The 22,245-nt window shown below is 62.4% G+C and carries 19 protein-coding genes and 1 riboswitch; of the genes, 4 read left to right on the plus strand and 15 right to left on the minus strand.

From position 1 onward, the window contains the following. Window positions 1–119: 119 nt before the first annotated feature. The 3 genes from mraZ to COCCU_RS09390 form a co-directional block, all read right to left on the minus strand. Entirely contained in the window at window positions 120–554 is a 435-nt protein-coding gene (gene mraZ / locus COCCU_RS09380; protein ID WP_156231257.1) for a division/cell wall cluster transcriptional repressor MraZ, read from the minus strand. A gap of 651 nt (window positions 555–1,205) precedes the next feature. Further along, window positions 1,206–1,598, minus strand: a complete 393-nt coding sequence (locus tag COCCU_RS09385; protein ID WP_156231258.1) for a DUF3040 domain-containing protein — start codon at window positions 1,596–1,598, stop codon at window positions 1,206–1,208. A gap of 137 nt (window positions 1,599–1,735) precedes the next feature. Further along, complete coding sequence (locus COCCU_RS09390; protein ID WP_156231259.1) at window positions 1,736–2,161, minus strand: SAV_6107 family HEPN domain-containing protein; 426 nt, start codon at window positions 2,159–2,161, stop codon at window positions 1,736–1,738. A gap of 196 nt (window positions 2,162–2,357) precedes the next feature. Here COCCU_RS09390 and COCCU_RS09395 point away from each other — a divergent pair, with 196 nt between their 5' ends. The 3 genes from COCCU_RS09395 (at window position 2,358) to COCCU_RS09405 (ending at window position 5,754) form a co-directional block, all read left to right on the plus strand. Continuing rightward, window positions 2,358–3,023 (plus strand): GNAT family N-acetyltransferase, encoded by a 666-nt coding sequence (locus COCCU_RS09395; RefSeq protein WP_197088329.1) that lies wholly within the window; start codon window positions 2,358–2,360, stop codon window positions 3,021–3,023. Window positions 3,024–3,115: 92 nt separating this feature from the next. Then, a complete protein-coding gene (locus COCCU_RS09400; protein WP_197088330.1) occupies window positions 3,116–4,216 on the plus strand; it encodes a polyprenyl synthetase family protein in 1,101 nt (366 codons plus the stop codon). 20 nt (window positions 4,217–4,236) lie between these two features. Continuing rightward, window positions 4,237–5,754, plus strand: coding sequence for an alpha-(1->6)-mannopyranosyltransferase A (locus COCCU_RS09405; RefSeq protein ID WP_156231260.1), 1,518 nt, complete (start codon window positions 4,237–4,239; stop codon window positions 5,752–5,754). A 251-nt stretch (window positions 5,755–6,005) separates the two neighbouring features. Here the strand turns inward: COCCU_RS09405 and COCCU_RS09410 are convergent, their stop codons facing one another. Beyond that, window positions 6,006–6,383 (minus strand): Rv2175c family DNA-binding protein, encoded by a 378-nt coding sequence (locus COCCU_RS09410; RefSeq protein ID WP_156231261.1) that lies wholly within the window; start codon window positions 6,381–6,383, stop codon window positions 6,006–6,008. Window positions 6,384–6,537: 154 nt separating this feature from the next. Here COCCU_RS09410 and pknB point away from each other — a divergent pair, with 154 nt between their 5' ends. Beyond that, window positions 6,538–8,772, plus strand: coding sequence for a Stk1 family PASTA domain-containing Ser/Thr kinase (gene pknB, locus COCCU_RS09415; protein WP_156231262.1), 2,235 nt, complete (start codon window positions 6,538–6,540; stop codon window positions 8,770–8,772). A gap of 266 nt (window positions 8,773–9,038) precedes the next feature. On the opposite strand, the gene COCCU_RS09420 is transcribed toward pknB, so the two are convergent. The 11 genes from COCCU_RS09420 to qcrC all read right to left on the minus strand — a co-directional run bounded on the left by COCCU_RS09420 (window position 9,039) and on the right by qcrC (window position 22,190). Continuing rightward, window positions 9,039–10,424: a class II 3-deoxy-7-phosphoheptulonate synthase gene (locus tag COCCU_RS09420; protein ID WP_197088331.1), complete on the minus strand. Its 1,386-nt coding sequence runs from the start codon at window positions 10,422–10,424 to the stop codon at window positions 9,039–9,041. A gap of 69 nt (window positions 10,425–10,493) precedes the next feature. After that, window positions 10,494–11,003 carry a polyadenylate-specific 3'-exoribonuclease AS gene (locus COCCU_RS09425; RefSeq protein WP_156232777.1) on the minus strand — a complete coding sequence of 170 codons (510 nt, stop codon included), beginning with the start codon at window positions 11,001–11,003 and terminating at the stop codon, window positions 10,494–10,496. A 160-nt stretch (window positions 11,004–11,163) separates the two neighbouring features. Next, window positions 11,164–11,355, minus strand: coding sequence for a hypothetical protein (locus tag COCCU_RS09430; RefSeq protein WP_156231264.1), 192 nt, complete (start codon window positions 11,353–11,355; stop codon window positions 11,164–11,166). Window positions 11,356–11,435: 80 nt separating this feature from the next. After that, window positions 11,436–12,623: an acyltransferase family protein gene (locus COCCU_RS09435; protein ID WP_156231265.1), complete on the minus strand. Its 1,188-nt coding sequence runs from the start codon at window positions 12,621–12,623 to the stop codon at window positions 11,436–11,438. A 405-nt stretch (window positions 12,624–13,028) separates the two neighbouring features. Beyond that, on the minus strand, window positions 13,029–13,763 hold the full coding sequence (locus COCCU_RS09440; RefSeq protein WP_156231266.1) for a lysophospholipid acyltransferase family protein: 735 nt from the start codon (window positions 13,761–13,763) through the stop codon (window positions 13,029–13,031). A 42-nt stretch (window positions 13,764–13,805) separates the two neighbouring features. Continuing rightward, window positions 13,806–14,771: an ROK family protein gene (locus COCCU_RS09445; protein WP_156231267.1), complete on the minus strand. Its 966-nt coding sequence runs from the start codon at window positions 14,769–14,771 to the stop codon at window positions 13,806–13,808. An 85-nt stretch (window positions 14,772–14,856) separates the two neighbouring features. After that, complete coding sequence (locus COCCU_RS09450; RefSeq protein WP_156231268.1) at window positions 14,857–15,972, minus strand: glycosyltransferase family 4 protein; 1,116 nt, start codon at window positions 15,970–15,972, stop codon at window positions 14,857–14,859. Window positions 15,973–16,393: 421 nt separating this feature from the next. Then, window positions 16,394–17,041 carry a C40 family peptidase gene (locus COCCU_RS09455; RefSeq protein WP_231598728.1) on the minus strand — a complete coding sequence of 216 codons (648 nt, stop codon included), beginning with the start codon at window positions 17,039–17,041 and terminating at the stop codon, window positions 16,394–16,396. 12 nt (window positions 17,042–17,053) lie between these two features. After that, window positions 17,054–17,236, minus strand: a riboswitch (cyclic di-AMP (ydaO/yuaA leader). Between the two features lie 1,218 nt (window positions 17,237–18,454). Continuing rightward, window positions 18,455–20,083 carry a cytochrome bc1 complex cytochrome b subunit gene (qcrB, locus tag COCCU_RS09460; protein ID WP_156231270.1) on the minus strand — a complete coding sequence of 543 codons (1,629 nt, stop codon included), beginning with the start codon at window positions 20,081–20,083 and terminating at the stop codon, window positions 18,455–18,457. Further along, complete coding sequence (gene qcrA / locus COCCU_RS09465; RefSeq protein ID WP_156231271.1) at window positions 20,083–21,303, minus strand: cytochrome bc1 complex Rieske iron-sulfur subunit; 1,221 nt, start codon at window positions 21,301–21,303, stop codon at window positions 20,083–20,085. The genes qcrB and qcrA overlap by 1 nt, the downstream gene beginning before the upstream one ends. Next, entirely contained in the window at window positions 21,300–22,190 is an 891-nt protein-coding gene (gene qcrC / locus COCCU_RS09470; RefSeq protein WP_197088332.1) for a cytochrome bc1 complex diheme cytochrome c subunit, read from the minus strand. Before qcrC ends, qcrA begins: the two co-directional genes overlap by 4 nt. Between the last annotated feature and the right edge of the window lie 55 nt (window positions 22,191–22,245).

Consider the following 22,245-nt stretch of genomic DNA (forward strand, 5'->3'; position numbering starts at 1 on the left):
AACGGGGTGCGTATAGGGCCCTGTCCGAATGCTGATCTGATGTCGGGGAAGTACACCAGAGCCTCCTTCGAACAGAGTCCTTACACGCGCTCCGCCTCCGGCCTCGTCTTATGACGGGACTAGAGCAGACCACCGAGCACATCATCGGCGTCGGCAGCGGAAAATGCTGCCTCCGTCTCCTGCTGGTACGCGGCCCAGGACTCGGAGTCCCAGATCTCGAGAAAGTCCACCGAACCGATGACCACACAGTTCTTGCTCAGCCCTGCGTACTCACGGTGCGCAGCGGAGAGGGTGATCCGGCCTTGACCATCAGGCCGCTGTTCATCCGCACTCGCCGCGAGGTTACGGATGAAGGCACGAGCCTGGGGATTGGTCCGGGAGACGGCTGCCGCTTTTCGGGCGCGCGCCGCAAACTCCTCCCGTGGATACACCGCCAGGCTGTGATCCTGCCCTTTGGTGACCATCAGCCCTCCAGCAAGTTCCTCGCGAAACTTCGCCGGAAGAGTCAACCTCCCCTTGTCATCGAGCTTCGGAGTGTAGGTACCGAGAAACATCTCGGATCCACCTTCCTCTACCCAAAAACCAGAGATTCGATTTTCTTTCTCGCCGTGGTCGAAGCGGAGGATATTCCTCCGATCTCCCAACCGCTGCGCCCCACAATACCCCACTTTCCCCCACTTTTTATAGCTACCCTCCCTCTATCGCAGTCCCCCTTTTCCATAGTTGCAGTTCAAGACACGGAATTAAGGTGGGGCAAAGTTTTACACAACCCTCAATCTGTCCTTGAGATTCAACTCGCACCCCCGCCCCAGCCCCCACCAAGCCCCTCACGAGAGGGTGAAAATATTGCCGCCAGAATCAGTTCACAAATCCCTGACCTGCACCTTTATCCTCACTTCCGCCTCAGGAGAACCAAAGGTCGTTCTCAAATTCCAGAGCGCTTCACCCCCTGATTTTCCCGCAGTGGTGGAAGGTGGGGAACCGGGTTGGGACGGAGTGGGAAACGATTTCCACCCTGCCTTCCCCACCCCTTTTCGGCGACCCCTCTTGAGCACTCCCCGTTGCCGCGACATCCTAAAGCTGATAGGGGTCGACCCCGGAAGCCAGAAAAGGTCCGGCACCCATATGGGTGCCGGACCTGTCCAAGGTGCGTCGGGACTCTGATTCCGCACCTCCGAAAGGTGCGGATCATTAACTAGGAGCGCTTATTGTCCCTCAAAGCGGCGGCGGAAGTTCTCCTCCATCTTGCTCGCCCGCGGTGAAGCTGCGGACTTACGGGAGCGACCCCCACCCATCCCACCGAATCCGGATCCCGTGGCGGAGTCGGAGCGGAGCATCCAGACCCCAGCGCCGAACATCACCAGAAAACCGAGGACGGAAAGGATGATGAACCAGAGGCTCTGCTGCGACAGTGCCACTCCACCAATGAGCATGACCAAACCAAGGACACCCAGGGCGATGCCGCGCAGGGTCAGTCCCCCACCGAACCCGCCCAAGTCCCCGGCTCCGGCGACGGCCGCACCGAATTTGGGATCATCCGCGAGGAGAGACTGCTCAATCTCTCGGAGCGCTCTCTGCTCCTGCTCTGACAGCGACACTGTTCCTCCAGCTTTTTCGATCCGAGCCTGCTTTATTTCTATACTTGCTCAACGTCCAGAGTATCGGGAAAGTTCCCGGTTATGCTAAAAACCCTGTGGAAGATAGATCGAAGCCACTCCGAAGATCTTCCAGTGACTCAGGCGGCAGCCGGTGAGCCGCCAAAATCCAGCTCAACCTCCGCCAGGAAAGCGGTGGCGTGGGCCATGACTTCAGCAATGGCCCCGGAGTCGGGTGCCAGCTCAATCCCGGAGGCCACCCGCGAACGGAAGCGTGAGTAGCCCTCGAAGATTCCCGCCCAATGCACCCCGACCTCATCGACGAGTCGGAGCTGCCCCCAGGCATCGGTGGGCCTGCGCTTGCGTTGTGCCACCGGGCTGTCCGCGATTCGGGCACCGGCCACCCGCAGTGCCGCCTGATAGGCATATTCCAGGGCCAGGTCAATCTCCCCGGCCTCCCAATGTTGCCGGGACTGTTCCAGCAGCGCTCGGGCGCGGGCGAGAAAATCCGAGCGGCGACCACCCTGCCGGATGAAACGTGTGGTTGCGGAGATGACCTGTGCCATGGGACCTGCCCCTTTCCGTTGAGCCCTGTCTGACACCTGAACCTATGCAGTAGTCCGAACCTCCAGGCGGCGAGGCCTGGACAATATCGAACTATTGTTCCAATCTTAAGATGAGCACTTCCCCCGACACAAGAGTCTGAGCGGGATTTTTTCCGAGTTTTCCCATCCGGACCCCGGTTCGTGGTTCTATAAGAACGTGACTGTGTCAATCCGCCGCCTTGCAATCCCCGAGTTCTCGGTGAACTGTCCCGATTTCGTCGACATCTACATCGAGGCGATGGGCTATGACCCGATAATCCGGCACTCCCGCATCAATACCTGGCGTCGCGAAACCTTCCAGCCGGGGTTCACCGCCGTCTGTGCTCTCGAAGACGGTGAGATCCTCGGTGTCGCCTATGGCTTCCTGGGTTCCCCGGATCACTGGTGGCATCTGCAGCTGCGGCGTGGCATCCACCAGAAGGGTGGCCCCTCAGAATCGGAGTTTGAGCTGCTGCGCAATTATTTCGAGGTCGCCGAGATCCATGTCCGCGTCGGAAACCAGGGACGCGGGATCGGCAGGGCACTACTGGGCGAGCTGTTGCGCAATGCCCCTGCCGGGAATGCGGTGCTCTCCACCCCGGAGGTGCCACAGGAGAACAACCGGGCCTTCGGGCTCTACCGTTCCATGGGCTTCTATGATGTGCTGCGCAACTTCCACTTCACCGGTGATCGCCGCCCCTTTGCGGTGCTGGCCGCTCGCCTCCCACTGGCCTCCCCGGCACATTCCCACGAGTCCCCGGAAACCCCCGCCCCGCCAGGTGCAACAGCAGATCAGCTGGGTAGGCATCGACTCCCTCTGAGCCACACCCACCCCGAAGCCTGATCCCCCCTCGGTTGGCCGAGGCTCCGGACCTGTTGCCCCGGTGGGTATCGTGGAGACATTCCCATTGCCATCCATGACCCGGAGGTCCGCTGTTGTCTACCCCTGACCTGAGAACTCTCTCGATCGACCAGATCCCGGATGCTGCACGGGAGATGCTGGCCGAGTATTTCCACACTCGCCAGCCTGAGATCGACCGCATCGGCGATCCGGTTGAGTCAGCGGTCTCCCATCTGCGCAATTTCGTGCTCGGCGGCGGTAAGCGGGTCCGCCCGCTCTTCGCCTGGGCGGGTTTCATCGGTGCCGGCGGCTTGAAGAACACCGCCGAAGATCCGGCGGCGGTGCTCCGTGCACTCAGCTCCCTGGAACTGATCCAGGCCTGCGCCCTGATCCACGATGACATCATCGATTCCTCCGATACCCGGCGCGGCAATCCCACGGTTCACCGCGCTGTCGAGAAGCTCCACCGGGACGGTGACTGGTCCGGGGATGCCTCCCATTTCGGCGAGTCGGTGGCTATCCTGGCGGGTGATCTGGCCCTGGCCTGGGCGGATGACCTGATCTATGATGCCGGGCTGAGCGCTGGGGCACTGGAACGGGTTCGGGTTCCCTGGCGGGCGATGCGCACCGAGGTCATCGGTGGGCAGCTGCTGGACATCAGTCTCGAGGCCGCTGCCACGGAGGATGTGGCGTTGGCGGAGTCGGTGAACCGTTTCAAGACCGCCGCCTACACCATCGAACGTCCCCTGCACCTGGGTGCGGCCATCGCCGGTGCCGGGGAGGACATCATCGAGGCGTTCCGCGGATATGGTCGCGATATTGGTGTGGCTTTCCAGCTCCGGGATGATCTGCTGGGGGTGTTCGGGGACCCTGCCATCACCGGCAAGCCAGCCGGTGATGATCTGCGGGAGGGAAAGCGCACCGTGATGCTTGCGCTGGCGTTGCAGCGGGCGGATGCCACCACCCCGGAGGCTGCGGCGAAACTACGGCAGGGCATTGGTCGGGTCTCCTCCCCCGCTGAGATCGCCGATCTGGCGAAGGTGGTTGAGGACACCGGGGTCACCGAGGAAATTGAGGAGCGCATCAGCACCCTGACTGAGTCCGGTCTGGCACACCTCGCGGCGGTGGATCTGCCGGAGGAGGTCTCCGAGACCCTGCGGACCCTGGCCATCCGTGCCACCGCCCGAAAGATGTGAGGAATTCCGGGTTTCCCATCATGAGTATCAGCATCCACCGGCTTCCCCCTGCCAGCCTCATCGGGTTGAGCGGCGCCATCCTGATCACCCTCGGTTCCTTCGGAGGTGGTGCGACCCGCAACCGAGGTGGGGTGCTGGAGCTCGCCGGTCTGGACTTCCTCTCCTATGGCCACGGGGCCGGTATCTCCAACACGGTCTTCTTCTTCGGTATGGTGCTGTTGGTCCTGGGCTGGGCATTATTGGGCCGCCAGACTGTCTTCAGTGATCTGCGCATCGGCAAAGGTGGCCGTTTCCGGACGGTGCGCCGCAGCATGTGGTTGTGGGTGCTGCCTTTCATCGCAGCTGCCCCGATGCTCTCCCGGGATGTCTACTCCTATCTGATGCAGGGGGCGATGGTCCGGGATGGTTTCGACCCTTATTCCCAGGGTGCGGCCGTCAACCCGGGGCCGATGCTGCTGGAGGTTTCCCATGACTGGCGGAACACGACGACCCCTTATGGTCCGCTGCATCTGTGGATTGGGGAGGTGGTCACCCGCATCGTCGGGGATAATGTCACCCTGGGGGTGATCCTCTACAAGCTGATCTCCCTGGCCGGTTTCGCTGCGATCGTCTGGTCCATTCCGTTGATTGCCCGGCACCTGGGTGGTAATCCCTCCACCGCGCTCTGGCTGGGTGTAGCCAACCCGGTGATGATCCTCCATCTGGTCGGTGGCATGCACAATGAGTCGATCATGGTGGGCATGGTCAGTGTGGGCCTGCTGCTGAGCCTGCGTCGGAAGTTCATCGCCGGTATCGCCCTGATTGCCGTGGCGGTCTCCCTCAAGGCAACCGCGGCCATCGCCCTGCCTTTTGTGGTGTGGATGATGGTCAATCACTTTGTCCCGGATGCCGGGGAGAAACTGCGACGTTTCGGGGTTTTCCTGCTCACCGGTTTCCTCGGGGCGCTGGAGACCATCGTTGTGGTGGCCCTGGTGACCTGGGCCTCGGGTTCTTCCTGGGGTTGGCTGACGGAGATCTCCGGTAACTCCAAGGTGATCAACCCGCTGGCCTTCCCTTCGCTCTTCGCTGGCCTGATCAGTCCCTATTTCCGGTTGTTTGATGAGGATTTCTCCTATAACACCATCCTTGAGGTGCTGCGGAATCTCTCCCTGGTGCTGATGCTGGCTGGGCTGGTCATCAGCTGGTGGCTCTTCCGTCGCAGTGATAAGCATGCGGTGCAGGGAATCACCGCCGCCTATTCGGTGGCCTTCGTGTTCAACTCGGTGACCCTGCCCTGGTACTACGCCAGTGTGATCAGCCTGCTGGGCACTTACCGGCCCCCACTCTGGCTGTTGAAGTTCAGCAGTGCTGCTTCCATGGTCATTGCGCTGAGTTTCTCCGGCAGCGGTAACCACCAGCTCTATAACGTGCCGTGGATAGTCTGTCTGGTGGTGGCTTCCTGGGTGACTGTGGAGTTCATCTTCGCTGAGGTGAAGACTTCCCTGACCACCAGGGAGCCGGAGCAGTCGGAAACCGCCCTCGCCGACCCCCGGCCCTGATCCACCCTCAGCCCTCCTGAAATCAGCGGTGCACCCCTGGGGGCCACACCGACGGGAAGGCCCTGAGGGCATCGCCCGGCTCTTCGGGCTGGGGGAACTTAACCGCCGATGGCCTGCCCCACCAAGGGGTCTTGAGGTCAGAAACACCCTTGTGCTGTGCTCCGGAAAATGTCACTTTCCAGAGCACAGCACAAGGGTGTTGTCAGTGTGCCGGGTTGAGGTCACACTGAATTGAAGGGGACAGCGGCCTCTTAGACCCCCATGCCCTGGGCGCGGCGCACCACCTCCCGTGCCAGGTGTCCCTGCAGGCCGTCAATGGGCCGCCCCGGGAGGGTCTCATCCTCGGTGTAGAGGTAGCGCAGGATGTCCTCGGGGTCATAGCCACCATCGTGGAGCACGGTGATGGTGCCGGAGAGGAACTTGTTCACGGTGGTCTGACCGGGTTTCTTAATGAAGAAGGAGAGCGGGACGTGGCGCACACCATCGCGCACCACGGCCAGCAATTTACCTGCGTTGAGCAGGTCATTGACCCGGGTTACGGGGACGTCGAGCAACTCAGCGACCTCGGGGAGGTTCAGCAGCTTTTCATCAGCGGGCAGAATGTCGTGGGGAACGGAGTGGAGATTCACACCTTCTAATCTATCCCTTCCCTGCCCAGATAAAAACCACCCCGCTCTGGCGAGCACCGGGAAAACTGTTTTCCTCACCCTGCCGGGCCCTTCCTGCTGCCGTCACCCCGGTGTCAGATAACACTTGTTCCGGTCGATCCGTCATACTGTGGGCATGGTTCAACTCAAGGTGGGAGACGTCCTCGACAACCGCTACCGCATCGATCATCCGATCGCCCGGGGCGGCATGTCGACGGTCTACCGCTGCGTGGATCTGCGGTTGGGGCGGGCCGTCGCCACCAAGGTAATGGATCCCCGATATGTTGATGACCCGGTGTTCCGGCAGCGTTTCCGCCGTGAGGCCCGGGCCATGGCCCAACTCTCCCACCCGAATCTGGTCAATGTCTATGATTTCGGTTCCGATGGGGATCATCTCTTCCTGGTGATGGAACTGATCCGGGGAGGGACATTGCGGGAGCTGCTCGCCGAGCGTGGCCCGATGCCTCCCCATGCCGCCACCGCAGTGGTGCGCGCCATCCTCACCGGCCTTTCGGTCGCCCATGCCGCCGGGATGGTGCACCGTGACATCAAGCCCGACAATGTGCTGATCAATGATGACCATCAGGTCAAGCTGGCGGATTTCGGTCTGGTGCGTTCCACCACGCGCAGCAACAACACCACCGACCAGATCGTCGGCACCGTCTCCTACCTCTCCCCTGAGCAGGTTGAGGGCAGTGATATCGGGCCCGCCAGCGATGTCTACTCCACGGGCATCATGCTCTTTGAGCTGCTGACCGGCGCCACCCCCTTCCATGGTCCGACCGATCTGGCACATGCCTTCGCCCGTCTGCAGCAGGATGTGCCGGCCCCCAGTTCCCGGATCGAGGGGGTTCCGCAGCTATTCGATGAGCTCGTCGGCACCGCCACCTCACGGGAGGCTTCGAACCGTTTCAATGATGCCGCGGAATTCCTCGCCGCGCTTGACGACGTCGCGGCCGAACTCTCCCTGCCCGCCTTCAAGGTCCCGGTGCCGCGCAATGCCGCCGCGCACCGCGCCGCAGCGGTCCCCACCGACACCACCGGCATCGTCGGTCCGCTGGAACCTACCGGGGTCATCGACACCGTCGAACCCGGGAGCACCGCTCGCCGCCCCGAGGGTCCTCATGAAACCTCCGTGTTGCCGGTGGTTGCCCCGCAGCCGGATACCGCGGTGGTCCCCACCCCGGAGCCACAACATCCTCCGCTGGGCCCGGTGGCCCCACCGAATCTGCCTGCCCAACGTGGCAGCACAGCGGTAGTGGCGGAAGACGAGGAAGAGGGGGAGAAAGCGGTGAGCAACCGCTCCCCGGTGAAGCTGATCGTCTGGCTGGTGGTGGTGGCGGTACTCACCGCCACTATCGCCGTCGGTGGCTGGTGGTTCGGCTCCGGCCGCTACGGTGAGATCCCCCAGGTACTCGGAATGGAGCAGGTCGCGGCTGTGGCCACCTTGGAGGAGGCCGGTTTCGAGACCGAAACCCGCCAGGTGTACCACGATGACATCGCCCCGGAACAGATCGCAGCCACCCAACCTGCACCCGGTGAAAGCCTGATCCGCGGGGATGTGGTGAGCGTGCTGGTCTCCAAGGGCAAACCCACCGTGCCCGGCATCCCCCAGGACCGGAGCGTGGAGTCGCTGCGCTCCCTGCTGCTGGAACGCACCCTGGAACTGGAGATCGGGGAAGCCCTCTACTCTGATGACGTGGCCGAGGGTGGGGTGGTCAAGCTCTCCCCCGCCCCTGGTGAGGCAGTGTCCACCGGCTCCACCATCACCGCCAACCTCAGCCAAGGCCCGGCACCTGTCAGCATCCCCAAGGTGGTGGGGTTATCCGCTGAGGAGGCCCGGGACGCCCTGGAACAGGCCGGGCTCAGTGTGGCTGAGATCAGTGAACACTTCGATGAGGAAGAGTCGGCCGGCACCGCCACCGGTAGTCAACCCCCCGCCGGGGAGAGCGTCACCCGCGGTACCCCGGTGACCTTGTACGTCTCCAACTCCATTGTGGTGCCCGATATCCTCGGGCTCAGCCGCAGCGAGGCGGAGAAGAAACTTCAGGAAGCCGGTCTGAGCATCAGCGCCGCCGAGACCGATGCCGATGAAACCGCCGACGGTGCCGATGAGATCGTTGCCGTGACCCCTGCCAAAGGCGAGTTCGTGGACCCGGCGAACCCGAGTGTGAGCATCACCCTGCCCGGCAAGGTGAAGGTTCCCAGCGTCCGCGGCAAGAAGGTCGGGGAGGCCCGGGAAATCCTGGAGGAGGCCGGTTTCGGGGTTTCCACCGGGGACGATGAGGATGAGCGGGTCTATAGCCAGGATCCCGGGGCAAAAAAGACCGCCGAGGCAGGCGCCACGGTCACCCTGAAGGCGATTGGCTGAGCTGACCCCTCAAGGGGGAAACCTGGTTCAGTGTCCTTAAGGGTGCCTGGTTTAACTGTTTAAGGAAAAACCCTGGGCCGGTGAGCGGCTTTCCCCATGGCAACCACAGGACTTGCTCCACGGCACCCCCCCCGGGAATCCTGCACATAGGTGCAGAAAATCCCCTGACCCAGACTCACCTTGGTGGGAGGGAGCATGGGGCAGGGGGTTGGATGGGCTCCGGGGGTCTACTGATCCGGGCCGCAGAAGATTTCTCTTCCCGGGTCTTAGTTGCGCAGCATCTCCGCAACGAGGAAGGAGAGCTCCAGGGACTGCTGGGTGTTCAGGCGGGGATCGCAGGCGGACTCATAACGGCCCGGCAGGTCCACATCGGTGATGTCTTCGGCACCGCCGAGACACTCGGTGACATTTTCACCGGTGAGCTCGATGTGGATGCCACCGGGGTGGGTGCCCAACGCGCGGTGCACCTCGAAGAAACCCTGTACCTCATCGATGACCTTGTCGAAGTGGCGGGTCTTGTAGCCGTTGGAGGAGGTGAATGTGTTGCCGTGCATCGGGTCGGACTGCCAGATGACCTTGTGCCCGGCGGCTTCGACAGCCTGGATGATTCCCGGCAGTATGGTGCGGACCTTGTCGTGGCCCATACGCGCAACCAGGGTAAGTCGGCCCGGCTCGCGGTTCGGATCCAGCTTCGCGGCGTAGGCGACAGCCTCCTCCGGGGTGATGGTGGGTCCGATCTTCAGGCCGATGGGGTTGGCGATCATGGCGGCGAAGTTGATGTGGAAGTCATCAATGCCGCGGGTGCGCTCACCGATCCACAGCTGGTGGGCGGACTGGTCGTAGAGCTTCATCTCCCCGTCCTCCTCAGCCAGACGCAGCATGGAACGCTCATAGTCGACGACCAGTGCCTCATGGGAGCAGAAGATATCGGCGGCACGCAGGTTGGTGTCATCGACCTGGCAGGCCTTCATGAAGCGCAGGCCAGCTTCGATCTCCCGGGAGAGTGCCTCATAGCGGGCGCCAGCCGGGGAGTTGGCCACGAACTCACGGTTCCACTCATTGAGGTGGTAGAGGTCGGCGGTGCCGGAGGCGGTCAGGGCGCGCACCAGGTTCATCGCTGCGGAGGAGTTCGCGTAGGCGCGGATCATGCGGGCCGGATCGTGGCGGCGGGACTCCGGGGTGGCCTCGACGCCATTGATGATGTCACCGCGGTAGTTCGGCAGACCATTGGCATCCAGGTCCTGGGAACGCGGCTTGGCGTACTGGCCGGCGATCCGGGCCATCTTGATGACCGGGGTGGAGGCACCGTAGGTCAACACAACCGCCATCTGCAGCAGGGTGCGGATATTCGCCCGGATATGGGGTTCGGTGTTGGATTCGAAGGTCTCCGCACAGTCCCCGCCCTGGAGGAGGAAGGCTTCGCCATTGGCCACATCGGCCAGCTGACGCTTCAGCTCCACAATCTCGGGCGAGACCACGATCGGCGGCACCGACTCGAGGATCTTCCGGACGGTCTCAGCCTGCTGCTTGTCCCAGCTGGGTTGCTGCTTGGCTTCTCGGGAGACGACGTCTTCAAACTGCTCGCGGAGCCCCGCCGGCAGCGGCGGGAGGTCAGGGAGCGCTTCCTTGGGGATATCTACAGTCCAACTCACAAGAGTCATTAAAGCACGTCCCCGGTTTTTCCAGAACCTCTGGCAGCGACTCCCCACCGCCAGCACCCCTTATCGACGGGCGCGGCTACCGCGGTGCAGGGGCATGGCATCCATGCAGGCCCGGAACTTGTCGAGGTTATGGCGGGCATCGACCAGAGCATCATGCACCCCGGCCGGGGCGAGCGGGAGCTTCGGTTTTCCGGCCATCTCCCAGTACTGCTTGAGCTCCCGGGTAAACCGGGGCAGGGCCTTGGGCATCTCAGTCATGTCGCCGAAAAGCTGAGCCAACACCACATGGTCATAGGCACCCACCCAGGCCCAGAGCTCGGGGCGGGTGTTGGCGGAGGTGAGGAAGGCCAGCACCTCACGGCGGATGGCATCCCGGGATTTCCACACCTTGTCCGCCGGGCTGGGCAGCTGGTTGAGAACATTTTCCCGTACCCAGGGGCCGGCCTTGGTGGCATCGAAATCGGTGGAAACGGCATAGTATTCGCGGCCGTCCTCGGCGACGATACCGATGGACACCAGCTCGATGGTCCTGCCGTCTTCAATGAACTCGGTGTCGTAGAAATAACGCACGGCGGCGTCTTGTCCTTCCAGCATCATTTCCCCCGGTATTCACCTGGCACAGGTGCTGCGGGCTAACATTTTCAGCCTAGTCTCCGCCCCGACGCAGCCTGTCGCCGGGGTCCCAGGGATTCCAGGGGAGGCGCGGGCGTCGCAAAGCGAAAGCTGGACACTAGGAGCTGCGGGACTCCGCATCCTCGGGGTGGCTCTCACTGCGCTTGAGGGGGAGGAAGAAGATGGCGGCGACGGCGAGCACGATGAAGGGGGCGATCGCTTCCCGGTGAAAATCGAAGGCCGCGATGAAGACGTAGCCGACCACCAGCAGACAGACGGCCAGAAGTTTCAGAAGACTTTTCCGATCCACAGCTCAGGACCCCCTATTTTCGGTTGATTATTTACGCAGGGACACTCTACTCCCCCGCCGGCAGCACACCCTAAACCCAGTCACCGCCGCCGGGAGGCCCCGGCCCCTTCCCGCAGCTGCACAGCCTGACCCTGCGCCGCCCGGGAACTGCGGTCCGCACCCCGGCTGGCAGGGATGAGACGGTCGATCCGTGGCGGGGTCAGGGTCCACTTGAGCACCGGAACCTTCATCATCAGCCAGAACAGGATCGCACCGATCGCGGAGATCGCCATGGCCACCACCATCCAGGTGCTGGTTCGGCTCCAGACATCCTCCGCACCCAGCTGGATCTGCCAGTCCTCGGCCCGGACGTTGTAGTGGTACAGCACGGTCAGGGCAATGGGGTGCCCCAGGTAGATCGGCAGGGTGTTACGTCCCAGTGACTGCAGCACCGGGGAGACCACCGGCACCTTGGCCAGCAGCACCGCCCCGATGATCGCGGCGGGCAGCATCAGCAGATGCACCGTCATGTTGATGATCATCTGCATTTCCTGGGTGCCGAAACTTCCTCCCAGGGGCAGCAGCAGCCGCTCCGCGAAGGGAGTGTGCAGCGCCACCGCCAGGGTGGATACCCCGAAACCGGTGACATAGAAAACTGCCCCAAAGACGATCCGCCGTGGCTCCAGGGCGGTGGCCGCGAACTCGTTGATCATGGAACGCAGGCGGGCACCCAGGATGAACATCGGCAGATACATCACCGCCTTGCCTATCATGTGCCATTCCGAGTTCAGGGGGAGCAGCAGCAGTGGCACAAAGGCCACCGCGATACCTGCCCAGTGCGAGAACTTACGGGTGGACCAGAGGATCAGGCTGAACACCGTCAGGGCGAAAAGGAACCAGGCCATGTTCCGGGCCTCCACCAGGTGCCGGACATAGGTCCAGGGTCCCGGCATGGGGGTTTCATGGAAGATGTTGTACTCGCGGAACTTGGTCCACAGTTCAATCGGCACCCAGATCACATAGGGCACCAGGAAAAACCACAGCCGGCGGGTGAAGAGTTCGGCGAAGCTGTACTTCAGGATCTTCACCGAGAAGAAACCGCTGACCAGGAAAAAGAGCGGCATCCGCAGCGGGTCCAAGACGTGGTTGATCTCCGCAGCCAGGCTTTCCATGCCCTGCGGCACGGCGAGGCTGACATGCAGCAGCACCACGCCAATGATGGAGACACCCTTGGCAACGTCCGGCCAGGCCAGACGTTCTTTAACTGGGGCCGCGCCAGCTGTGGGCATGTGTCTCCTAAAGTTAAATCTCAGGCCCACCAGCTACAGCTGACTTAATGGAACCTGCTCTCCTGACCACCGCGGAGTATTTCCCTGATGCGGGTTCCAAAAACTTCATGGGGAGAGCTCAAACATCTACTTGCTCCGTTTATCTTAACCCGAGGGTCAACCTTTACTTAAAACTCAGCCCCTGAACCTGAGGTCACCCAGTTGATGGAGGAAACGGAGGAATCAGATCTTTCACCAGAGCTGGCCTTGAGCACTCAGGAAGGTTCTCCTCCCCCAGACCCCGCTTGACGACGTCCCGCAGGGGCACCGGATCCCGCTTCCCCGCTGCCCCGGAAAACACTGCGCCGCCAAAGCCCTGGACAGGGCTTTGGCGGCGTGAGCTTGGACGGTGCAGTGCAAAGGTGCCTAACGCGGTTCCGTCCCCGCGGGGTAACCCTTACCCGCCTCCAGCGACTTCTTGACCTCAGAGGCATAGACATCCACGTACTCAGCGCCCACCAGATCCTTCAGAACCTGCATGATGTGGTCGGTGAGGGCCCGGGGTGCCTGGCGGTCATCCGGCTCCAGACCCTGGGAGCGGACATAAGCCACCGGGTCAATGAGTTCCCCGACCTTCATCCGGACCTTCCGGGGACGCGGCACCCAGGTTCCGATGGGGTTGGCATCCCGGGAACCGATCATGCCCACCGGCACAATCTTCACGCCCGTGGCCAAGGCCACCCGGGCGGCTCCGGTGCGACCCCGGTAAACCCGGCCGTCCGGGGAGCGGGTGCCCTCCGGGTAGATACCGAGCATGCCGCCCTCACCCAGGACCTTCTTGCCGGCAGCCATCAGGGACTCACCGGCGTTATCCGCATCCCGGTCGATCGGGATCTGGTTGACCGCCTTGAAGAACCACCGCTGGATGGCGCCGACCACACCCGGCGCGGTGAAGTACTCCTTTTTCGCCGGGAAGACCATCTGCCGGGGGCACATCAACGGAAAGTAGAAGGAATCCATCACCGACTGGTGGGAGGATGCCATGATGATCGGCCCCTCGGTGGGGATACGCTCCACCCCCTCGAGCTCCGGACGGTTCCAGACACGCAGAAAGGGGCCGATCAGCACGTGCTTGAAGATCGAGTACCACTTGTTGTGCATGTCTTGATTCCTTTGCTCAGGGGGTCTGCGTTCAGGGCTGGACTAGGCGACGGCCACGCTCCGGGCCAGATCAGCTACGCCGATCATACCTGCGTCACCCCCGAGTTCAGCGCTGACCACACGGGGCAGGGGGCGGTATCCTGCCCCCACGATCCGCCCCGCGAAGCGCTCGGTGGCCTCATTGAGGAAGAATTCAGCGTCCCGGGAGACACCACCACCGATCAGGATCAGCTCCGGGTCGAGGACGTCCGCCACAATTGCCAGGGCCTCCCCCAACCAGTGGATGAAGGATTCGACCGCCGCCACGGCCACCGGCTCGCCCTGCTGGGCGGCAGCGAAGACATGTTCCCCGTTGACGGAATCCGGGTGGGCCCTCAGCCTGCGGGTGAGCTCACTCTCAGGGTGTTTCGCCGAAGCCAGCTCCTCCAGGGCAGAGGTGACCAGGGCGGTGCCGGAACAGTAGCGTTCCAGGCATCCCCGCTTGCCGCAGGAACAGGGGCGGCCACCGGGGACCACCGGGAGATGACCGAACTCCGGTGCGGTGCCATAAGCACCCCGGTAGATCTCACCGTTATTCATCAGGGTGGCCCCGATGCCGGTGCCGATCGCCAGCAGCACCCAATTATCGACGTCCCGGGCTGCACCATAGCGATACTCACCCCAGGCTGCGGAGTTGGCGTCATGCTCCAGCCGGACCGGCAGGTCGAGCAGGCCGGTGATGATGCGACGTACCGGAGCCCCCCGCCAGGGCAGGTGGGGGGCGAAACGGACGATCTCACACTCCGGGTCCAGGAAACCAGCCACCGACAGGCCCACCGCCTGAATCGGATGCTCACGGCGCAGCTGGGTGACCAGATCGGCGATGCCGAGTTCCAGTTCCTCGACGGTCCGTGGGGTGGGCATCGAACGGGAGTCGATGATCTCCCCGGCCTCGCTCACGACACCGGCCCGGAGGTTGGTGCCTCCGATGTCTAGGCCAACCGTGTGTTCGGTCGGGAACAAGGACATACCGCCGCCTTAGCTCAGAAATCGGACAAAAACATCAAAGATTACCAAGCAAGTATAACGGGGGCCGGAAAGGGAACCACATTAGCTAAGCCAGGATCCCACGCAGGCGCTCCCCCATCCGCTCCCAGGTCCACGATGCCACCACATGTTCCCGCCCCGCCTGCCCCATGCGGCCCCGCAGTGCCGGATCGCTGAGCAGGAGGTCCGCGGCGTCGATAAGCGCCCCCAGGTCCCGGCCTCCGACGACCATGCCGCTTTCCGGGGTGACTGTCTCCGGGGCCCCTCCGGAGTCGCCGGCGATCACCGCCACCCCACAGGCCTGGGCCTCCAGGTAGACGATGCCCAGCCCCTCCACGTCCAGCCCCCTGCCACGGGTCCGGGCCGGCATGGCGAAAATATCGGCCGCTGCCAGCAGGGAACGCATCCGTTCCAGTCCCACCTTGCCGGTGAACACCACCGCCTCACCCAGAGGTTCCGTCATTTTCCGCAGGGTGCGTTCATAGGAACCCTGCCCGATGATCAGCAACCTGGTGCCAGGGTGTCGACGGCGAATCTCCGGTAACGCTCGGATCAGCTGATCCTGACCTTTGCGGGGAACCAGCCTGGAAATGCACACCAGCAGCGGTCCCTCCCCGAATTCCGCCCGGATCTGTTTCTTCTCATCCTCGGCCAGGGGCCGGAAAAGCTCCACGTCCACCCCGGAAGGCAGATGCTCAAACCTTGGCCGGGAGCCAAAGGCCCGCCGGAATCGTCGCAGCGTGTACTCCGAGATATAGGTGAGCACATCAGTCTCCCGGCCGATGCGGCGCAGCACCTGGCGGGCAATCGGCAACATGGACCACCCCACCTCATGGCCGTGGGTGGTGGAAATTATCCGGCGGGCCCCCGCCTCCCGTGCCGCCCCAGCCATCAATGCCAGGGGGGCCGCCGCCCCGAACCAGACCGTGTCGATTTCCCGCTCCCGGATGATCTTCGCCATGCGGCGGGTGGTGGCCGGGGTCGGCAACATGATCCGACGAGGCCAGCGAACCACCTCATAGCCCACCTGCCGGTCATACTCCGTAGCCGCCACCGCATCCTGGGTGGAGGCGAAGACCACCACCTCCGCAGGATCCAGGGTGGCCAGAAAATCCCGGAGATAGGACTGGATGCCACCGATCGTCGGCGGGAAGTCATTGGTCACCAGCAGAGTTTTACCCATGTCCCCCAACCTTAGTGAGCCGGGGTGGGAAGGGTCAGAAGCGGCTGGCACCAAACCAGGGCATGGGGCTTCTCCGGCACCACCTGAACCGGGGTCCGAGGCGTGCCGACCACTCCGGCCCGGACTCCATCTCCAGGTCACGTCGTTTGACCTTCCCAGGCTTGACTGCCGACCCGGGCGGGAAAGCTCCTGCCTGTCATCGATGCGGGCAGCCATCTCCTCATCCTCGGTGCCTGAAGGCTCAGCTCTGGAGGCAAGTGCGCTCAGCACTGAAACCTGGGTTGGCTGGGCTCTTCCCCTATCTCAGTGGGCAGGTTCCCCTGGCGGGACTGCCCTGGGGTTGCAACGCCGAAACCCCGCTGAACAATGCTCAGCGGGGTTTCATGGCGGGACGAATAAAGTCCTGCCGGGGAGTGCAGTCCTAGAAACGGAATGCGGAGTGGATCGGCATGTAGTTGACCGGACGCTCCTGGACGGTGGAACCGGAGTTAAGGGCATCGATCATCATGCCGTTGCCAGCGTAGATTGCCACGTGGGAAGCACCACCGTAGTAGGCGATGATGTCACCGGGCTGCAGGTCGGAGATGCTGACGGGGGTGCCGGCAGCGGCCTGCGCCTGGGAGGTGCGCGGGATGGACTTGCCAGCCTGCTGGTAAGCCCAGCTGGTCAGGCCGGAGCAGTCGAAGGCGCTCGGGCCGGTGGCACCCCAGCCGTAGGGGGATCCGATCTTGGAACGTGCGGCATCCACGATGGCCTGGCCGTTGGACGGGGCGTGGTAGGCCTGCTGGACCGGGGCGGCCGGCTCAGCGACAGCGGCGACTGCGTTGCCGTACTCGACCGGTGCGGCCTGCTCGACGATGCTCGGGATGAATGCGCCGATGTTCGGGATATTCTCCAGGCCCTGGATCTGGGACAGCATCCGATCGTCAACGTTGACGCTGGAACCGGCGACGCTGATCTCGACGGCGTTGGCCGGTGCAGCTGCGATGGCGGTGGCGCCGACAGCCACTGCGGATGCGGTGGCGATGCGACGGACGGTGGTCAGGTTCTGGCTACGGTGCTTACCCACGAAATAACTCCAAGTTTCTTCCATTGAGCCGGCCGGGTTAGCTGTCGGATTAGAGAACGGAAGCTCTCTTCCACTTCGCCACGAGATCACTCTCGCTCTTGATGCGGATTCACCCCAGAGATCTGAGACTGGTTCCCCGGCTTTCCCACCCCCTCCGGATGAGGCTGATGGCGGAAAATTAGGCATTTAGTTTTCTGTCGGATCACGCGGGCACTTCCAACTCTGACTGGAAATGACAGGCTCCGGTGCCGCAATGTCTCGATCAGGTTACGAAACCACAACGAGATATGTCCACTCTCCGCAGAGAAAGCCGAGTGTTATCGGACCGTTATCGAAAGATTCCGAGCCTTAAATCAAAATTTGCAAGCCTTGCCCTCACCCGACCTCAACCCCCACGCCTTTGATAACAAATTGGTCACTAGCTGCATACTCTGGAAATAGGAAGAATATGCCCCGGGGATGATTCTTGCAAACGTTTCCAGATGGAATATTTTCATTAAGTGCCAATTGTGATTCTGCTCACCCTCACCTTCCTGGGGGTCAAAATCCCCGATCCTTAGGCTTTTGAGGGTCCCCAAGACTCCCCCGGCACACCTTGCCGTCATATCTCGCTGTTCAACCGGGCCGAAGTCAACCATGAAGGGAAGCCCTCCAATCCGACTGCCAGCCATCCTTCTCGGCCTTAGAAAGCTGAGATGGGACACTTGTCCACAACGACAGATCCAACCCTGCTGATTGCCGCACAAGCCGCTTCGGACGGAACCCTCCCCAGAGACACATACTCCGGGGATATCCACCGCAGGAGGTTTTCCACCCGAGGCCACCTCCCCGCTGAGGTGCCCACCCCGAGAGCCAGTCGACAGAGCCCCTCCCCGTACCCCTGCCCAACCTCGCTGGTGTCATGAGTAGGAAAGCTGAGAAATATCCTTTCCTCAAGGGAGATACATATATATAAGGTATGCCAGCGAATTTGGAGGACCGGATCCCCGGAAATCTGGCGAGCTCCCACCACCTCCCGCCTCATCCCGGGACTCCCGAATCCGACCGGAGGAGATACAGATACTCATCGCCACAGTCAGATCCGAAACCACCCGCGGCCGTGACCGGATAACCAGCCAGCCCCCACTCCGCCATCTTCGAACCCTCCCGGGGATGGAAACTCCCCCTTTCATACCGCCCCCGGCGGTTCTTTCCCTGAAGGTCGACGAGATCCCTCCATCCATAACCCACTGCACCGGAACTCGCTGTCTCCCCCACTGCCCGGCAGCTAAACGGAGAAGGTTATCCCGCAGGGAGCTGATCCGCCCCCATTCGGAACTGGGCTCAGGGACAGAGAAACCCAGAAGGACCCCGCACACCCTTATGGTGTGCGGGGTCCTTCTGAGATGTAGTTTCCGAGGAAACCAGGGGGAGCTAGTCGATCAGGCCGTTCTTACGGTCCTCATCGCGGTAGGCGTCCTGCATCTTCTGCAGTGCCTCCTGCTCCTCGCGGTGGTTAGCGTGCTCGATCTCAGCAGCACGTTCCGCGATAGTGGCATCATCCGGCTTAAGGAAGCTGCCGCGACCCGGAGCACCGGCGAAGCCGAGCTCGTTCATCTGCTTCGGCACGACGGCGCCAGCGTACTCGAGCGGGATCGGGTGGCCGTGCTCGTCCACCGGGCCCAGCGGCTGGTGAACCTCGATGAAGGCACCGTTCGGCAGCTGCTTGATGACACCGGTCTCGATACCGTGCTCCAGAACCTCGCGGTCGGAGCGCTGCAGGCCGATGCAGATTCGGTAGGTGATGACGTAGGCGATCGGAGGCAGAATGATCAGACCGATTCGACCAACCCAGGTCATCGTGTTCAGCGAGATCTGGAAGTAGTGGGCGAACAGATCGTTACCGCCGGAGAGGCTGACCAGGAAGAAGAAGGTGACAGCCATTGCGCCGAGGCCGGAACGAACCGGGACATCGCGCGGACGCTGCAGCAGGTTGTGGTGTGCATCGTCACCGGTGATCTTCTTCTCGATGAAGGGATACGCGATCAGCAGGACGACCATGACGATACAAGCCAGGGCCACCCAGAAGGCAGAGGGAATCGTGTAGTTGCCCAGGTAGAGTTCCCAAGCCGGCATGACGCGGGCCAGACCATCAGTCCACAGCATGTACCAGTCAGGCTGCGAACCTGCGGACACCTGGGACGGGTTGTAGGGGCCGACGTTCCAGATGGCGTTGATGGTGGTCAAGCCAGACAGCAGCGCCAGCACGCCTGCAACGAAGAGACCCATCGCAATCGCCTTCACACCGAAGAGCGGGAGGATCCTGATGCCTACGACGTTGTTTTCCGTACGGGCAGCGCCCGGGAACTGGGTGTGCTTCTGGAACCAGACCAGCATCAGGTGCGCCGCGATCAGGGCCAGGATGATACCCGGCAGGATCAGGACGTGAGCGATGTAGAAACGGTCCAGCATGATCTCGGAGGGGAAGTCACCGCCGAAGATCAGCCAGTGCATCCAGGTACCGACGATCGGCATACCCACGATGATGGCGGACATGATGCGCAGGCCGGTACCGGACAGGAGCTCATCCGGGAGGGAGTAACCCATGAAGCCCTCGACCATGCCCAGCAGGATCAGGGCGCAGCCGATGATCCAGTTCGCTTCGCGCGGACGGCGGAATGCGCCGGTGAAGAAGATGCGGGCCATGTGCACGGTCATGGCGACCATGAACATCAGGGCTGCCCAGTGGTGCATCTGGCGGACGAAGAGTCCACCGCGCACCTCAAAGGAGATATTCAGAGCTGTCTCGTACGCACGAGACATCTCCACGCCGTTCAGCGGGAGGTAGGCACCGTCGTAGATGACCTTCGTGATGGAGGGGTCGAAGAACAGAGCCAGGTAAACACCGGTCAGCAGCAGAATGATGAAGGTGTACAGTGCGATCTCACCCAGCATGAAAGACCAGTGGGTCGGGAAGACCTTGTTGATCTGGGTGCGGACCATTCCCGCCCAGGGGTAGCGGGAGTCGAGGTTATTGCCCAACTGGGCTGATTTGGTACTCATTAGGACTTACGCTCCCAGAATGCCGGGCCGAGGCTCTCAATGAAGTTGCCTTCGGCGATGAGGTAACCCTCTTCATCCACGGTGATCGGCAGCTGCGGCAGAGCACGTGCGGCGGGGCCGAAGACCGGCTTGCCGTACTGCAGTGCATCGAACTGCGACTGGTGGCAGGGGCAGAGGATTCGGTTGGTCTGTGCCTCGTAGAGAGAGGTCGGGCAACCGATATGGGTGCAGATCTTGGAGTAGGCGTAGTAATCGCCGTAGTGGAAGTCCTCTTGACCTTCGCGTTCGATGGCCCTTTCAGCATCATCCGGACGCAGACGAATCAGCATGACACCGTTACGCGGACCATGGATGGAGTGCATGTGGTCCTCGTAGACATCGCGGGTCTCATCGAAGAGGTCACCGTCGTTGACGTAGGACTGGGGCAGCGGATACACGGTTTCCATGCCGCCAGCGGAAAGATCCTCGGGACGCACGCGCACCAGACGGGTGATACCGGTGGTGGACATGTGGGTGCCGGCCTCGCTGGTGTGCGGCTGAGCGATGGCGCCGGTATCACGGGCCAGGTACAGCTTCACGTCATTGTTGGCCAGGGTCCAGCCGGAGGTCCACAGGGTGCCGTCACCCTGGATGCCGAGCTCGCCGGCCTTCCACGGGTTCTTGATCATGCCACCGAGCGGAGCGACGATCGCCAGACCGGCCAGCAGGCCGGAGGCGCCGAGCAGGCCCTGCAGGACCTTACGACGACCCAGGGTGGAGGTCTGCCAGGAGTCATTCAGCAGCGCAACCAGGGTGTGGCGGTCGATCTCCTCGGAGCCACCGTCATGACGACGCTGGACAGCGATCTCCTCCGGCAGGAGCTTCTTGACGTAGAGGACCACTGCGAAGCCGAGGGCCAGGATGGCCAGGCCTGCGAACAGACCCAGAGCCGGGGTGAAGAGGGTGTACCACATCAGACCTTCATCACCGTGGGACCTGTACTCCCAGGGCCAGAAGAGATAGGTACCCAGGAAAGCCAGTCCGGAGATGATCGAGATGATCAGCCAAATGGTGATACCGCGGACCGTGCGCTTCTCAGCGGGGTCATTCGGAATCGGGAAACGTTCCTTGCGGTAGGCAATGGTGACATCGTCGAGCTCGGTGCCGAGGCGTGCGAGCTCCTCATTGCTCATGGAACGAAGTTCCTGAGCCGTGTAGTTCTTCTTTACTTCATTACTCACGAGCGCGATCCAATCCACATAGCAGCCGCGATCAGTACGACGATGCCGACGATCCACATGAACATGCCCTCAGCAACGGGGCCGAGACCACCGAGGGAGTAGCCACCGGGGCTGGGGGTTTCACCGGACGCCTTGATGAAGGCGATGATGTCCTTCTTCTCATCAGCGGAGAGCTGACGATCGGAGAACTTCGGCATGTTCTGCGGTCCGGTCAGCATGGCCTGGTAGATCTCCTGCTCATTGGCGGGATCCAGGACCGGAGCGTACTTACCGGAAGACAGTGCGCCACCACGACCGGTGAAGTTGTGGCAGGAGGCGCAGTTGAGACGGAAAAGATCGCCGCCGCGAGCAACGTCAGCGGGGTCGATCTGTCCGTTGTAGCTGGAGCCACGGAGGGACTCCATGGCGATGGTTCCGTCTTCGTTGTAGACGATTCCGGGACCGCCACCGTTGGCTGCGACATAGGCCGCCAGGGCCAGGGTCTGAGCTTCGGTGTAGCGCGGGGTCTTACGTTCAGCCTGTGCGTCATTCTGGTACAGCGGCATACGGCCGGAGTGAACCTGGAAATAGACGGCGCCCTCACCGATACCGATGAGGGAGGGGCCACGCTCCTCGACGCCCTGCAGGTTCGCACCGTGGCAGGTGATGCAGGCGACGTCGTAAAGATCCTTGCCCTCCTGGATTAGCGCCTGATCATCACTCTGTGCGGTGGCGATCTGGGCATCCGGGGTCAGAGCGGTGGCGAGAACGCCAGCGCCGGTGAGACCGAAGGTCAGTGCAAGTGCGCCGGCCGCAGCCTTACGCACCTTGCGCCGAGCCCTGGTCTTCTTGCCCGATGCTGCCGGGGCTGCGGCAGGCTCGGATGACTGTGGATTGGTTTCCATCATTTCCCTTAGAACTCGAATGCGGAAAGTGAATGGCTGTAGGCCGAATACTCGGCTG

It is taken from the genome of Corynebacterium occultum (assembly GCF_009734425.1).
In the GTDB taxonomy this organism is placed as follows: domain Bacteria; phylum Actinomycetota; class Actinomycetes; order Mycobacteriales; family Mycobacteriaceae; genus Corynebacterium; species Corynebacterium occultum.

Bases quoted from the DNA above. Each gene is read 5' to 3' on its own strand.
- mraZ (WP_156231257.1), bottom strand. From the start codon at position 554: ATGTTTCTCGGTACCTACACTCCGAAGCTCGATGACAAGGGGAGGTTG.
- COCCU_RS09390 (WP_156231259.1), bottom strand. From the start codon at position 2,161: ATGGCACAGGTCATCTCCGCAACCACACGTTTCATCCGGCAGGGTGGT.
- COCCU_RS09405 (WP_156231260.1), top strand. From the start codon at position 4,237: ATGAGTATCAGCATCCACCGGCTTCCCCCTGCCAGCCTCATCGGGTTG.
- pknB (WP_156231262.1), top strand. From the start codon at position 6,538: ATGGTTCAACTCAAGGTGGGAGACGTCCTCGACAACCGCTACCGCATC.
- COCCU_RS09435 (WP_156231265.1), bottom strand. From the start codon at position 12,623: ATGCCCACAGCTGGCGCGGCCCCAGTTAAAGAACGTCTGGCCTGGCCG.
- COCCU_RS09440 (WP_156231266.1), bottom strand. From the start codon at position 13,763: ATGCACAACAAGTGGTACTCGATCTTCAAGCACGTGCTGATCGGCCCC.
- COCCU_RS09445 (WP_156231267.1), bottom strand. From the start codon at position 14,771: ATGTCCTTGTTCCCGACCGAACACACGGTTGGCCTAGACATCGGAGGC.
- COCCU_RS09450 (WP_156231268.1), bottom strand. From the start codon at position 15,972: ATGGGTAAAACTCTGCTGGTGACCAATGACTTCCCGCCGACGATCGGT.
- qcrB (WP_156231270.1), bottom strand. From the start codon at position 20,083: ATGAGTACCAAATCAGCCCAGTTGGGCAATAACCTCGACTCCCGCTAC.
- qcrC (WP_197088332.1), bottom strand. From the start codon at position 22,190: ATGATGGAAACCAATCCACAGTCATCCGAGCCTGCCGCAGCCCCGGCA.